The organism is Micromonospora sp. CNZ299, assembly GCF_002754415.1.
This window is the reverse complement of sequence record NZ_PEFG01000001.1, coordinates 4,618,863-4,631,883: the sequence shown is the minus strand read 5'-3', so window position 1 is coordinate 4,631,883 and position 13,021 is coordinate 4,618,863. Positions and strand designations below refer to the sequence as shown.

The window sequence follows — 13,021 nt, the reverse complement described above, 5'->3', positions numbered from 1 at the left end:
CCGTCATCGCCAGCTGAAGGCCGGCGGGAAGGTCCGGCCGGTCACCTCTTCGCGGGCGGCCACGCAGAAGGCACGGACCGCGGCACGGACCGGCTCCGTCTCCTGGCCGAGGACCTTGAAGATGAGGCCCGCGTCGTTCGGCAGTCGGCTGACGGCGCTGGCCAGTGGTGTCTCCTCGTCCCAGACCGGCGTCGAGGTCCGTTCGTGGACGCGGGCGGCCCGCTCCGGGCTGGTGAGGAGTACGACGTTGCCGAAGATGTGGAAGCGATCCATGACGCCGAGCCGCGCCACCGGGAACTGCCCGGGAGCCACCACGAACTTCTCCACGAACAACTGCCGGCCGTCGGGACGCTCCGCGCGCAACGAGGAGGAGAAGAGGTCGTAGGCGAAGAGTTCCCCGTCGCCGTAGTACTTCCGGCCGGGCTGGAGAACCTCGCCGTAGAGCATGGTGGCGCTCTCCGGGAGCCGCACCCGGGTGTCGGTGACGAACCGGCTGCCCCGGTACGGGATCACGGGCTCCGGGAGGTATTCGAGGTAGGTGTCCTCGGCCAGGGTGAAGCGCTGGATCTGCGAGCCGTAGTTCGCGTCCATCTCCTGGATCTTGGTGGCGGCCTGGGTGACCAGGTGCGCCTGGCTGCCCGGTGCCAGGTCGACGTCCATGTGCAGGCGGTCGCCCTGGAGCACACCGCCGGAGGTGGTGAGGATCATGACGCAGGGCAGCTGCGGCATCTCCTCGTCCCAGTAGAGCGCCCGCTGGACGAGCAGCGGTGACTGCCGGTAGAGGTCGTGCAGGATCGTCCGGTCACCGCGCCGTTCGAACCCGAGGCGCAGCACGCCGACCTTGCCGTTGGACGCGGCGGGCAGCTGTGCCGGTTGGTCCTGGTACGGCGCCAGTTCCCGCGCACCATCCAGTGTGATCATGCGACCACTTCGGCGTCGAAAAGCGCGTTGCGGCGGATCAACGAGACGAGTTCGTCGATGCCCTCACCCGTCTTGCAGTTGGTGAACATGACCGGCTTGCCGTTGCGCGTCACGTCCGCGTCGCGGGCCATGAGCTCGAGGTCGGCATCCACGTAGGGGGCGAGGTCCGTCTTGTTGATCACGAGGATGTCGGACTTGGAGATCCCCGGGCCGTTCTTGCGCGGGATCTTGTCGCCGGCCGCCACGTCGATGACGTAGATGAAGTAGTCGACCAGGGCGGGGCTGAACGTCAGGGTGAGGTTGTCGCCGCCGCTCTCGATCAGCACCACGTCGCTGTCCGGGAACCGGGACTCCATGTCCTCCACCGCCGCCAGGTTCATGCTCGGGTCCTCGCGCACGGCGGTGTGCGGGCAGGCCCCGGTCTCCACCCCGAGGATCCGTTCCTCGACGAGGACCCCGGTCAGGGCGCGCCGGACGTGTTTCGCGTCCTCGGTGGTGACGACGTCGTTCGTGATCACCAGTACGCGCAGCCCGTTCTCCACGAAACGGGGCACGACAGCCTCGATGATCGCGGTCTTGCCGCTGCCCACCGGGCCGCCTACGCCGATACGACTTGCCGACTTCATGATGTGACCAGTCCTTCTGGGAGACGTGTTGAGGGTCAGAAACGTGTGGATCGCGGAGGTCAGCCCTCAGCTCATGAACATCCGCACGTGGATGTGCTGGTGCGCGCCGGCCAGGACGTCGATGTGCGGCCCGAAGGTCTGCATGTCGTCGAGGTCGGCGGTGCGCACGTCGCGGTAGTCGTCGGTGACCTTCTCGTTGACCGCGAACAGGATCGACTGCGCGTCGAGGTGGTCGACCCGCATCAACCGGATGGCGGCGCTGAGCACCGTCGAGGCGGCGCCGTACTGGTGGGCCGCGAAAGCGTCCTCCTCGGGCACCCCGAGGTCGGCGAAGATCACCCCGAGCGCGACCGGGTAGGTGACCGGCGCGCCCGACGCCGACTCGCCGAGCCGCTTCTTGAGCAGGGTCTCCCCGACGATCCGTGTCGCGGCCTCCGCCAGCTTGCGCCCCATGCGTACGGACATGGTCCGCATCTCTTCGTTGATCTTGCGCAGGTGCACGGCCTCGTCGGCGCGTCGGATCCGGTCCAGGTCTCCCGCGACGGCGGCACGGTGCCCGGCGAGCAGGGCGACACCGTCCCCGGTGGCGGCGAGCCGGGTGACCGTCCGGACATAGTCCTGGAGGGTCTCCCGATCGTGCACAACGCCGTGCTGGACGGCCATCTCCAGACCGCTGGAGAAGGAGAAGGCGCCGACCGGGAAGACCGAGTCGCCGAACTGCAGCAGCTTCAGGGTTTCCGCCATGGTGCGCACCGTCCGGCCCCGCTCAGTTGAGGTCGGCGGGGAGATGGGAGTGCGGCGTCGAGTCGGCGCCACCGAACAACCGCCGCGACTCGTGCGGCGCGAGGTACGCGATGACCTCGGTGCCGGGAACGAACTCGTGGGTGATCCCGGTGAAGGCGTGGGTGCGCATCACCGAGTCCATGACCTTGCGGTCCACGGTCAACGGGACGTACATCTTCGTGCCCTTGACCACGGCCGGCCAGTGCTGGTTGCCGATGGCGTGACCGAGCTCGACGGCGGAGCGGATGAGCAGCTCGGCCGACTCGCCGCGCAGCTTGTCGAGGTGGACCACCATCACCTCGCCCAGCTGCACCCGGGCCACCACCGCGGTGGCGCTGAGGTCATCCCAGGCGAGGACGTCGCCGTCGCGCAGGCGGACGCCACGCGCCAGCGCCACCGACAGCTCCGCCCCGGAACTGGTCATCTTGCGGATGCGGCTCTTCTGGGCGTCCCACTGGTCGAGGACCAGGTCGTCGATGCGCGCTTCCTTCAGGCGCAGCGTCCAGTCGGGCTCGTTCATGTTGCCCAGCACCGTCTCGACGAGCACGGGCCTCTCCTTTCGGTCGGTGTGCCGGGACCAGGCACGTACGAGACGGTCCCGACGGGGTCAGCTGAAGAAGTAGAGCTGGCTCATCGGCAGGTTCCGGGCCGCCGGTACGGTGGCGTGGACGCCGTCCATCTTCACGGCGAAGGTCTCCGGATCGACCTCGAGCTTGGGAAGCCGGTCGTTGCGCACCATGTCCCGCTTGGTCAGGTTGCGGCATCGGTAGACCGGCATGACACGGCGTTGCAGGCCCAGCTGTTCGGCGATGCCGCACTCGTGAGCGGCCTTCGATACGAACGTCACGCAGTTCTTGGCGAGCTGGGATCCCGACGCGCCGAACGCCTCTCGGTAGTAGACCGGCTGTGGTGTGGGCAGCGAGGCATTTGGGTCGCCCATGATCGCCCAGGCGATCATGCCGCCTTTGAGCACCATCTTGGGCTTCACGCCGAAGAAGGCGGGCTCCCACAGCACCAAGTCGGCGAGCTTGCCTGGAGCGATCGATCCGATGACGTGCGAGACACCCTGGGTGATGGCCGGGTTGATGGTCATCTTTGCCACGTAGCGCAGCACCCGGAAGTTGTCGTTGCTGTCGGAGTCCTCGGCGAGCTTGCCCCGAACGTTCTTCATCTGACCCGCGAGCTGGATCGTGCGTAGCCAGGTCTCGCCGATGCGGCCCATAGCCTGGGAGTCGCTCTGCATCATCGAGATGACGCCCTCGTCGAGCAGAACGTCCTCGGCGGCAATGGTCTCGGTCCGGATGCGGCTCTCCACGAAGGCGACGTCCGAGGGCACCTTCGGGTTGAAGTTGTGGCAGACCATGATCATGTCGTACAGCTCGGATTGACTGTTGATGCCGTACGGCACGGTCGGCGTGGTCGAGGCGGGCAACACGTTCATCAGGCCGGCGAGTTTGATGATGTCGGGGGCGTGTCCGCCGCCGGCGCCCTCAGTGTGGAAGCTGTGTACCGTCCGCCCCTCGAAGGCGGCAATCGAGTCCTCGATGTAGCCACTCTCGTTGAGCGTGTCGGTGTGCACGCTGACCTGCACGTCGAACTCGTCGGCGATGGCCAGACAGGTCCGGAGCACCGCGGGTGGCACCCCCCAGTCCTCGTGGATCTTGAAACTCGGGACCCCTGCCATGATCTGCTCGACAAGCGGGAGCCGCCCACTGCTGTTGCCTTTCCCCAGAATGCCCACGTTGATCGGCACGCCCTCGAAGGCGCGCATCATGTTCTGGATGTTCCAGGGTCCGGGTGTGATGGTGACGCCGTTGCTGCTGTCGGTGGGCCCAGTTCCGCCGCCCCACAGGGTGGTCACCCCATTGCTCAGCGCCGCAAAGGCCTGCGACGGCGTGAGCAGGTGGACGTGGGCGTCGATGCCGCCTGCGGTCAGGATCAGATGCTCGCCAGAGATCGCGTCGGTCCCAGGCCCCGTTACCAGGCCCGGAGTCACACCGTCCATGATGTTCGGGTTGCCGGCCTTTCCGACACCGACGATCATGCCGTCCTTGATGCCGACGTCCGCCTTGACTACGCCCAGCAGCGCATCCAGCACTGTGACGTTGGTGATGACCAGGTCCACGACCCCCTCGGCGCTGGTGGCCTGGCTGGCGCTGCCCATACCGTCGCGCAGCGTCTTGCCACCGCCGTACATGACCTCGTCGCCGAGGACCCGGAGATCCTTTTCGATCTCGATGTAAAGGTCGGTATCGCCGAGACGGATCTGGTCGCCTGTCGTGGGACCGTACATTCCGGAATACTCTTGCCGAGATATCTGACTCATAACATCATCTCTCCTGCCCGAGGCTGGCCGCCCTGCGGGGATAGTTGATCTCTACTTCTTGCCCTTGGGGTCGTCCTGCTGCTCCGGGTCGAACTTGAAGCCCCGGGTCTTGGCGTTGTGGATCGCCTCGGTCCGGTCCGGCCGGTAGCTCGGCGCCGACTCGCTGCCGGTCCACCCCTGCACCAGCCCGTTGAACCCGTACACCCGCTGCTGTCCGCCGAAGGGAACGAGCTGCACCGTTTTCCTGTCGCCCGGCTCGAAACGAATGGATGTCGTGGCCGGGATGTTCAACCGTTTACCGAAGGCCGCCTCGCGGTCGAAGGCGAGCATTCGGTTGGTTTCGAAGAAGTGGAAGTGCGAGCCGACCTGAATCGGCCGGTCACCGGTGTTCTGGACGACGATCTCCGTCACCGGTCGACCCTCGTTCAGCTCCAGCGGCTGGTCGCTCAGGATGTAGCCGCCGATGGGTCGCAGATGCTTCGAGTTGGGCCCGGGATGCTGCTTGGTCATTCTGCTCCGCCTTCCTGGAGACCGCGGGCGCTGGTGCGCCTACTGAATCGGTGAGTGCACAGTGACCAGTCGCGAGCCGTCGGTGAAGACCGCCTCGACCTGGATCATGGGCAGCATGTCCGGTACACCCGGCATCACGTCGTCGGCGCTGAGCGTGCTGCGGGCGTCGTTCATGACCTCTTCGACGGTCTTGCCGTCCCGGGCCCCCTCCAGGGCCGCGGCGCAGATCACCGCGACGGCCTCGGGGTGGTTGAGCTTCACCCCCCTGGCCTTCCGGGCGTTGGCGACGATGGCCATCGAGAGAATCGTCAGCTTGTCGAATTCCTTCGGTGTCAGATGCACAGTGCTGGTCCTTCGCGACTGTCGATCGGGAGCCGCCATCCCGCTGAGCGGGCTCGCCACGGGGTGAGCACTGGCATCCGACCCGGAATAGGGCCTTTTGTCCAGTGAGACCGTTTTGGGCGGCTTCAGCCCGAATGTACGCCCAGCCCCTGCGCCACGAGTCAGAAACCGCAAATCACGACGTACCGGCCGCCCGGTCATCGGCGCGGTGAGGGCGCCGAGCACGAGCGTCGGTCTGCCACATCTGCTGGATCTGTTCGAGAGTCCTGCCCTTGGTCTCCGGCAGGTACCGCCAGACGAACAGGAAGCCGAGCACACAGGTGCCGGCGAAGAGGGCGAACACGCCCGACCTCCCCAGGGCGTCGAGCATGCTCAGGAAGAACTGCGTGATCAGGTACTCGGTGCCCCAGTGGGTGGCGGAGGCGATCGCGACGCACCGGCCCCGGATGCGGCCCGGGAAGATCTCGTTGATGACCGTCCAGGCGGTCGGCCCGATCGACATCGCGTAGAACGCCACGAACATGACCACACCGATCAGCAGGAAGATGCCCGCGTCGGTGGGGTGGTGCCCGGTCGCTCCGGCCGTCCGCGCCGCCGGGGCCATCCTGGCGAAACTGATGCTGACCACCACGAGCGAGACCGCCATGCCCAGCAGCCCGACCAGCAGCAGCGGCCGGCGACCGAGCCGGTCAAGGAAGGCGACCGCGACCAGCGTGAAGAGTGAGTCGACCCCGCCGATCGCCCAGGTGGTCGCGGCCAGTTGCGCCTGCGGGGTGTGGAACCCGGCGGACGAGAAGATCTCGTCGGCGTAGTAGATGATCCCGTTGATCCCGGTCAGTTGCTGGAACAGCGCCATGCCGACACCGAGCGCCAAGGGGCGCCGCCACTGCGGCGACAGCACCTCCCGCCAACCCGCCTTGCCGGCCGAGAGGCTCTCCTCGATGGCGTGCAGTCGCTGGGGCACGTTCCGCTCCGGCACTGTCGCCCGCAGAGACGCCTCCGCCCGGCGCCGGTCCCCCCGTCCGAAGTACCAGACGGCCGAGTCGGGGATCACTGTGGTGACCAGGGCGAGGGCCGCACCCAGCAGCACCGCCGCCACCAGCAGGTAACGCCAGGAGCTGCCGGCCTCGAACAGCTCGTCGGCCAGGTAACCGATGAAGATGGCGAACGTCGTGGAGAACTGGTAGACCGCCAGGAGGCTGCCGCGGATCCGTTCCGGCGCGGCCTCCGCCGCGTACATCGGCCCGGCGACCGAGGCCACCCCGATGCCCAGCCCCAGGATCAACCGCGCGCCGAACATGACTCCGATCACCGGTGCGGTCGCCTGCAGGATCGTGCCCACCGCGAACGTGGCGGCGGCGACCCACAGTGCCCCGCGGCGACCGATCCGGTCCGCGAGGTGGCCGCCGAGCAACGCGCCCACCAGCGCCCCAGGGGTCACCCAGCTCGCCGCCACCTCGACGGCGAAGGTGTCCGCGTGGAAGGTCTGGCGAATGTCGCGGAGCGCACCGCTGATGACACCCTGGTCGTAGCCGAAGAACGCACCGGAGAGCACGACGATCGAGACGACCGCGACGAGGTTGCGTCTCGGTGGCCGCCCCCGGCCACGCTTCGGGCCAGCGCTCGCAGTCACGGTCGCCCCCTCCGACGCGAGCCACCGACAGATCCCACCCGGGGAGACAGCCCGATATCAGGAGAATAGAACCGGTAAGTCCTCATTGTGCCGAACAGCGGAAACGGCCCGCCTTGGCCACGGAAAGGCCCCCGCCCCCTCTGCGAGGGGCGGGGGCCGCGGTGCGGGCGGATCAGGTAGCGCTGATCGTGCCGGTCATCAGCAGAGCCAGGACCAGGGTGCCCAGCGCGACCCGGTACAGCACGAAGACGTACAGGGTGTGGTGGGCGACGTAGCGCAACAGCCACGCGATGGCCGCGTAGCCGATGGCGAAGGCGATGACGGTGGCCACGATCGTCTGCGCCACGGTGGGCACGGACGTGCCCGGGGCGGACGGCTCGAAGACGTCCCCGAGGCTGAACACACCGGACATCACCACCGCCGGGATGGCCAGCAGGAACGAGTAGCGTGCCGCGGCCTCCCGGGTGAGGTTGAGCAGCAGGCCGGCGGTGAGCGTGCCGCCGGAGCGGGACACCCCGGGCACCAGCGCCATGGCCTGGGCGAAGCCCATCACCACGCCGTCCTTCATCCGGAAGTTCTGCAGGGTACGCGTCTGCCGCCCCCAGTATTCGGCGAACGCCAGCACGAAGGCGAACACGATCAGCGTGGTCGCCACCACCCACAGGTTGCGCCCAGCGGTCTTGATCTGGTCCTTGAACAGGAAGCCGAACAGCCCGATGGGGATCGAGCCGACGATCACGTACCAGCCCATCCGGTAGTCGAGGCTGGAGCGCACCGACTTGTCCCTGATGCCGACCAGCCACGTCCGGGTGATCCGCCAGATGTCCTTGGCGAAGTAGATCAGCACGGCCGCTTCGGTGCCGAGCTGGGTGACCGCTGTGAACGACGCGCCGGCATCACGGTCGAAGAAGATCGCCGAGGTGATCCGCAGATGCCCCGACGAGCTGACCGGGAGGAACTCGGTCAGTCCCTGGACGATGCCCAGGACGATGGCCTCGACCCAGGTCACTCGCCAACTCCGGAGAGGTCGAGCGCCTCGGCGACGGTACGCAGGGTCTGCACCCCGCTGTCCCGGTCCGCCACGAACAGGGTCACCGACAGCGTGGTGACGCCGGCGGCAGCGTACTCCCGCATCCGCTCGGCGATGCGCTCCTTCGGGCCGAGCAGCGAGGTGCGGTCGATGAACTCCATCGGCACGGCGGCGGCGGCGTCGCGCTGCCGCTTGGCCAGGTACAGGTCCTGCACCTCGCGGGCGGCGTCGCCGTAACCCATCCGGGTGGCGAGCTGGTTGTAGAAGTTCTGCTGGCGGCTGCCCATGCCGCCCACGTACAGCGCCGCGTACCAGCGCACCAGCTCGGCGCAGGAGGCCACGTCGTCACCGATCACCACGGGCACCGACGGCACCACGTCGAACCCGGCCAGCTCCTTGCCGACCTTGGCCCGCCCGGCGCGGACCGAGGCGAGCTGCTCCTCGGCGAACTCCGGGGCGTAGAACACGGCCAGCCAGCCGTCGGCGATCTCGCCGGCCAGCTCCAGGTTCTTCGGGCCGACCGCCGCCAGGTAGATCGGAATGTGCTCGCGTGGCGGGTGGAAGCCCAGCCGCAGGGCCTTACCGGGGCCGTCGGGCAGCGGCAGCGTGTAGTGCTCGCCGTCGTACGCCACCTCCTTGCGGGCGATGGCCAGCTTGACGATGTCGACGAACTCGCGGGTCCGGGCGAGTGGCTTGGCGAACCGCACACCGTGCCAGCCCTCGGAGACCTGCGGGCCGGAAACGCCCAGGCCGAGGCGGAACCGACCACCGGAGAGCGCGTCGATGGTGGCGGCGGTCATGGCGGTGGCCGCCGGCGTACGCGCGGGGATCTGCATCACCGCGGCACCGACGTCGATCCGTTCGGTCTGGCCGGCCATCCAGGCGAGCATGCTGGGCGAGTCGGAGCCGTAGGCCTCCGCCGCCCACACCACCGAGTAACCCAGCCGGTCGGCCTCCTGGGCCAACGCCAGGTGGTCGGCCGGTGTGCTCCACGCCGTCTGGTATCCGAGACTGAGCCCGAGTCGCACTGGTCCTCCCCCATCCGTGGCACAGGTCGCACCAGGTTACGCAATGCCGATAACAGACTCGATCACCGGCTCGACACCTTTGGTCCCCCCTCCATCGGGGCAGCCCATGGCGGCGGAACCGGCAGAACCGGCAGAGATACGGGAGCGAGGATATCTCTGGCGGCAGGTTCGAAATAAGGTTCACCCATGCAACAGCGACCGCTCGGCCGAAGCGGGCTGGCGGTTTCCCGGCTCGCGCTCGGCACCATGACCTGGGGCCGGGACACCGACGCCGACGATGCGGCCGCCCAGCTGAAGAGTTACCTGGACGCGGGCGGCAACCTGATCGACACCGCCGACGTGTACGGCGACGGCGACGCCGAGTCGGTGATCGGTTCACTGCTGGGCTCCCTGGTGCCCCGCGAGGAACTGCTGATCGCCACCAAGGCCGGGTTGCGCCCGGGCAGCGGCCGGCGCCGGGACGGCTCCCGGGGGCACCTGCTGCGGACGTTGGACGCGTCACTGCGGCGGCTGGGCACCGACCACGTCGACCTGTTCCAGGTGCACGGGTACGACCCGGACACCCCGCTGGAGGAGACCCTGGCCGCCCTGGACCACGCGGTGGCCAGCGGCAAGGTCCGCTACGTCGGGGTGTCGAACTTCTCCGGGTGGCAGACCGCGCGGGCCGCCGCCTGGCAGACCGCCTGGCCGGGGCGGGCGCCGGTGGTCGCGTCCCAGGTCGAATACTCGCTGCTGGAGCGGGGTGTGGAGCGGGAGGTGCTGCCCGCCTGCGACGCGCTCGGTCTCGGCGTGCTGCCCTGGTCGCCGCTGGGCCGGGGAGTGCTGACCGGTAAGTACCGGCACGGCCGTCCGGCGGATTCGCGGGCCGCGTCGCCGCACTTCGAGCGGTTCGTCGCCACGTACCTGGACCCGCGGTGCTCCAGCATCGTGGAGGCGGTGGCGACCGCGGCCGGCGGGCTGGGTGTGTCGCCGTTGGAAGTGGCGTTGGCCTGGATCCGGGACCGGCCCGGGGTGACCGCGCCGATCCTCGGCGCCCGGACGGTGGGGCAGCTGCTCGGCGCGCTCCAGGTGGAACGGATCACACTGCCCGAGGAGATCACCACAGCGCTGGACGACGTCTCGGCGGTGCCGGTCGGCTACCCCGAGCGCGACGGCTGACCCGCCAGCAGGGCCGTGCCCGGGCGGCTCAGGGCACCTGGGTTGGCCTTGATCCACTCGGCCTCCTGAATACCGGGGTATCCGGAACGGCTCGATACCCCGATCAAAGAACGCGCGTCGATCACGAATTCGCCGCAAGGCGACGCGTCCCGGTTCGGCGCGGGCGCGCACAGGGCGGCACGAACCGCCCACGGCAGCGTCGTCGGTCACCCCGGAGGGGGTGGCGAATGGCTGCTGGGCTGGGCAGCATGGATGGCATGGACTACGAATACGCGCCGCTGCGGCTGCCGCCGAACGTCGACCGGTTGACCGCCGCGGCGCAGTTGGCGATCCAGGCGGAGTTCTCAGGATGGGAGTTGGCCCGGGTGCGGCTGTACCGCGACGGCACGCGGCAGGTGGTGCTGCGTCGCCGGCGGGTCAACCAGCCGCAGCCGGGCCTGTCGTACTGAAGAGTCGGGCGGAAACGCCCGGGGCCCGAACGGGCCCCGGGCGTGATCCGACCTAGTGCTGGTGCCCGGCGTGGTCGTGGTCGTCGTCGAGCTCCAGGAACGGGTGCTCGTCGAGCCGACCGACCAGCCGGTCGTCGGCCGCCGGCTGGAACGGGCCGACCGCGTCGTCGTCGTCGAACGACTCCAGGTCGACCGGCGTGCCCACCTCGCTGACCATGACCACCCCGTCGAGCGGTTCCAGCTCGGGGACGTCCAGCGCGCCGAGCGAGCCGTCGCCGCTCTGCAGCAGCTCCAGCACCGCCTCGCCGACGCCCTCCACCGGTGCCGGCTCGTCGTCCTCGGGAGTGCCCTCGCGCCGGGCCGCCTCGGCCGCCCGCAGCAGCGCGGCGACGCTCGGCACCCGGTAGTCGCGACGCTGGCGTACCGAGATCACCCGCGGGTGCGGGTCGCTGGCCTCGGCCCCGTCGACGCCGCCGAAACGCTCGTCGGCCTCGTCCGGGTCGATTGAGTCGACATCCCACGGCGTCACCTCACCGAAGGCGTCGAGCAACCGCTCGTCGTAGGCGAAGGAGGCGTTGTTCAACGCCACGTACGCCTGCCAGACGTCGTCGTCGTCGACGCGGCCCTGAGCGGCGCGTACGGCGGCCAGGTGGTGGCGGGCCGCTTCGATCACGCGCTCGAGAGCGGCGTCCAGCTCACCGTGCTGGTCGGTCATGTGGGGCAGTCCCTTCACGATGGGGAGATTGCGTGCCGGCGGCAACTGCCGGACACGGCTAGCAGGTGCGGAGGAACCGGTCGAGCACCCGCACGCCGAACTGTAGTCCGTCCACCGGAACCCGCTCGTCGATGCCGTGGAACAACGCCGAGAAGTTCAGGTCGGCGGGCAGCCGGAGCGGGGCGAACCCGAAGCAGCGGATGCCGAGCTGCGAGAATGCCTTGGCGTCGGTGCCGCCGGAGAGCATGTACGGGACCGGCCGTGCTCCCGGGTCCTCCGCGCGCAGGGCCGCCGACATGGCCTCGACCAGGTCACCGTCGAAGGTGGTCTCCAGGGCGGGCTGCCGCTGGACGTACTCGATCGCGATGTCCGGGCCGACCAGCTCGCGCAGCTGCCGCTCCAGCAGCTCGGACTGACCGGGAAGGCTGCGGCAGTCGATGGTGGCGGTGGCCCGGCCGGGGATGACGTTGTCCTTGTAGCCGGCGCTCAACCGGGTCGGGTTGGCGGTGTTGCGGATCGTCGCGCCGATGATGTTGGCGATCGGGCCGAGCTTGGCGATGGCCGTCTCCGGGTCGTCCGGGTCCAGCTCGATGCCGAGCAGGTCGGAGACCTCCGTCAGGAACGCCCGCACGGTGTCGGTGACGACCACCGGGAAGCGGTGCCGCCCGATCCGAGCGACCGCCTCGGCGAGCGCGGTGACCGCGTTGTCGTCGTGCATCATCGAGCCGTGCCCGGGGCGGCCCTTGGCGTGCAGCCGCAGCCAGTCGATGCCCTTCTCGGCGGTCTCGATGAGATAGAGCCGCTGGTTGTCGTTGACCGAGTAGGAGAAGCCGCCGACCTCGCCGATCGCCTCGGTGCACCCGTCGAAGAGGCCACGGTGGTTGTCCACCAGGAAGCGCGCGCCGTAGTCGCTGCCCGCCTCCTCGTCGGCGGTGTAGGCGAGCACGATGTCGCGCGGGGGTCGTACGCCGGTGCGCTGCCAGTGCCGCACCACGGCGAGCACCATCGCGTCGAAGTCCTTCATGTCGATGGCGCCCCGGCCCCACAGGTAGCCGTCGCGCTGCTCGCCGGAGAAGGGGTGCACCGACCACTCGTCGGCGTCGGCGGGCACCACGTCCAGGTGGCCGTGCACCAGCAGCGCGCCCCGGCTCGGGTCGGTGCCCGGGATGCGGGCCACCACGTTCGCCCGGCCCGGTGCGGACTCGTGCAGGACGGACTCCACGCCCACCTCGGCGAGCTTCTCCGCCACGTACTCGGCCGCGCGGCGCTCGCCCACGCTGGTGTCGTTGTCCCCGGTGTTGGTGGTGTCGATGCGCAGCAGGTCGCGGCACAGGTCCACGACCTCTGCGGTGGGGTCGGGTCGGGCGGAGGCGGCATCGCTCGTCATCGCCTCTTCATACCAGCCCGCGCCGGTCGACAGGCCGGCGCACCGGCGCGGACCGGCCGGCGCGGCGGCGCGGCCGGGCCACGCACCCGTCGCGCACGCGCCGACACATCGAC

The 13,021-nt window shown here is 69.1% G+C and carries 14 protein-coding genes; 2 read left to right on the top strand and 12 right to left on the bottom strand.

The features are described from left to right. Positions 1 to 3 precede the first annotated feature (3 nt). The 10 genes from CLT68_RS21045 to CLT68_RS21000 all read right to left on the bottom strand — a co-directional run bounded on the left by CLT68_RS21045 (position 4) and on the right by CLT68_RS21000 (position 9,199). Positions 4 to 921, bottom strand: a complete 918-nt coding sequence (locus tag CLT68_RS21045; RefSeq protein ID WP_099853262.1) for an urease accessory protein UreD — start codon at positions 919 to 921, stop codon at positions 4 to 6. Continuing rightward, a complete protein-coding gene (gene ureG / locus CLT68_RS21040; RefSeq protein ID WP_099853259.1) occupies positions 918 to 1,547 on the bottom strand; it encodes an urease accessory protein UreG in 630 nt (209 codons plus the stop codon). The genes CLT68_RS21045 and ureG overlap by 4 nt, the downstream gene beginning before the upstream one ends. Positions 1,548 to 1,613: 66 nt before the next feature. Further along, positions 1,614 to 2,291, bottom strand: coding sequence for an urease accessory protein UreF (locus CLT68_RS21035; RefSeq protein WP_486482260.1), 678 nt, complete (start codon positions 2,289 to 2,291; stop codon positions 1,614 to 1,616). 22 nt (positions 2,292 to 2,313) lie between these two features. Continuing rightward, entirely contained in the window at positions 2,314 to 2,877 is a 564-nt protein-coding gene (locus CLT68_RS21030) for an urease accessory protein UreE (RefSeq protein WP_099853254.1), read from the bottom strand. A gap of 60 nt (positions 2,878 to 2,937) precedes the next feature. After that, positions 2,938 to 4,656 carry an urease subunit alpha gene (locus CLT68_RS21025; protein WP_099853250.1) on the bottom strand — a complete coding sequence of 573 codons (1,719 nt, stop codon included), beginning with the start codon at positions 4,654 to 4,656 and terminating at the stop codon, positions 2,938 to 2,940. A gap of 51 nt (positions 4,657 to 4,707) precedes the next feature. Then, on the bottom strand, positions 4,708 to 5,166 hold the full coding sequence (locus tag CLT68_RS21020; RefSeq protein ID WP_099853248.1) for an urease subunit beta: 459 nt from the start codon (positions 5,164 to 5,166) through the stop codon (positions 4,708 to 4,710). A gap of 39 nt (positions 5,167 to 5,205) precedes the next feature. Further along, positions 5,206 to 5,508 carry an urease subunit gamma gene (locus CLT68_RS21015; RefSeq protein ID WP_099853245.1) on the bottom strand — a complete coding sequence of 101 codons (303 nt, stop codon included), beginning with the start codon at positions 5,506 to 5,508 and terminating at the stop codon, positions 5,206 to 5,208. A 175-nt stretch (positions 5,509 to 5,683) separates the two neighbouring features. Beyond that, positions 5,684 to 7,141 carry a sugar porter family MFS transporter gene (locus CLT68_RS21010; protein WP_099853243.1) on the bottom strand — a complete coding sequence of 486 codons (1,458 nt, stop codon included), beginning with the start codon at positions 7,139 to 7,141 and terminating at the stop codon, positions 5,684 to 5,686. Positions 7,142 to 7,313: 172 nt separating this feature from the next. Further along, positions 7,314 to 8,150 carry an undecaprenyl-diphosphate phosphatase gene (locus tag CLT68_RS21005; protein WP_088948055.1) on the bottom strand — a complete coding sequence of 279 codons (837 nt, stop codon included), beginning with the start codon at positions 8,148 to 8,150 and terminating at the stop codon, positions 7,314 to 7,316. Beyond that, on the bottom strand, positions 8,147 to 9,199 hold the full coding sequence (locus CLT68_RS21000; protein ID WP_030332780.1) for an LLM class F420-dependent oxidoreductase: 1,053 nt from the start codon (positions 9,197 to 9,199) through the stop codon (positions 8,147 to 8,149). Before CLT68_RS21000 ends, CLT68_RS21005 begins: the two co-directional genes overlap by 4 nt. 186 nt (positions 9,200 to 9,385) lie before the next feature. Between CLT68_RS21000 and CLT68_RS20995 the strand changes: the two genes are divergently transcribed. Then, positions 9,386 to 10,357, top strand: coding sequence for an aldo/keto reductase (locus CLT68_RS20995; RefSeq protein WP_088948054.1), 972 nt, complete (start codon positions 9,386 to 9,388; stop codon positions 10,355 to 10,357). A 257-nt stretch (positions 10,358 to 10,614) separates the two neighbouring features. Next, the gene (locus tag CLT68_RS20990) at positions 10,615 to 10,806 is read left to right on the top strand and encodes a DUF5703 family protein (protein WP_013734349.1); all 192 of its coding nucleotides are present in this window, start codon (positions 10,615 to 10,617) and stop codon (positions 10,804 to 10,806) included. 52 nt (positions 10,807 to 10,858) lie between these two features. Here CLT68_RS20990 and CLT68_RS20985 read toward each other — a convergent pair whose 3' ends face one another. Both CLT68_RS20985 and CLT68_RS20980 read right to left on the bottom strand, forming a co-directional pair. Continuing rightward, positions 10,859 to 11,521 (bottom strand): hypothetical protein, encoded by a 663-nt coding sequence (locus CLT68_RS20985; protein ID WP_099853239.1) that lies wholly within the window; start codon positions 11,519 to 11,521, stop codon positions 10,859 to 10,861. A 58-nt stretch (positions 11,522 to 11,579) separates the two neighbouring features. Further along, positions 11,580 to 12,908, bottom strand: a complete 1,329-nt coding sequence (locus CLT68_RS20980) for a M20/M25/M40 family metallo-hydrolase (protein ID WP_099853237.1) — start codon at positions 12,906 to 12,908, stop codon at positions 11,580 to 11,582. Between the last annotated feature and the right edge of the window lie 113 nt (positions 12,909 to 13,021).